The sequence below is a fragment of the Streptomyces tricolor genome, assembly GCF_002155905.1.
In the GTDB taxonomy this organism is placed as follows: Bacteria; Actinomycetota; Actinomycetes; order Streptomycetales; family Streptomycetaceae; genus Streptomyces; species Streptomyces tricolor.
Genome location: NZ_MUMF01000906.1, coordinates 1 through 680, shown reverse-complemented (window position 1 = coordinate 680; position 680 = coordinate 1). Strand labels below are relative to the sequence as shown.

The 680-nt window shown below is 71.3% G+C and carries 1 protein-coding gene; it reads left to right on the top strand.

The window, feature by feature from the left end:
- The coding region (locus CCN44_RS41370; RefSeq protein ID WP_143650453.1) for a condensation domain-containing protein at positions 1-680 on the top strand (680 nt) is incomplete at both ends.

Below are 680 nucleotides of genomic sequence, written 5' to 3'. Positions count from 1 at the left end.
GCCGGCCGCACCGACGACGCACTGGAGGACCTGGTCGGGTTCTTCGTCAACACCCTCGTCCTGCGCACCGACACCTCCGGCGACCCCTCCTTCACCGAACTGCTCGCCCGGGTCCGGGAGACCGACCTCGCCGCCTACGCCCACCAGGACGTGCCCTTCGAACGGCTCGTCGAGATCGTCAACCCCACCCGGTCACTCGCCCACCACCCCCTCTTCCAGGTGATGCTGGTCCTCCAGAACGCCACTCAGGGCGACTTCGCCATGGACGGCCTCCGGGTGACGGAGGACGAGGACGTGCACGCCGGTATCGCCAAGGTGGACCTGGCCGTCAGTCTCGGGGAGCGTTTCGACGCGCAGGGTGCGCCGCGCGGGCTCACCGGCGTCGTGGAGTTCGCCACGGACCTGTTCGACCGGGAGACGGCAGTCACGCTCGGGGAGCGGCTGGAGCGGCTGCTGCGATCGGTGGTCGCCGCCCCGTCCCGGCCGCTGAGCACGCTGGAAGTGCTCTCCGCGGACGAGAGGCGGCTGCTGCGGGAGTGGAACGACACCGCGCGTCCGGTGTCCGGGGCCACCCTGCCGGAGCTGTTCGAGGCGCAGGTCGTCCGGACACCGCGGGCCGTCGCCGTCGAGCACGGCACGGACACCCTGACCTACGAGCAACTGAACGCCCGCGCCAACGC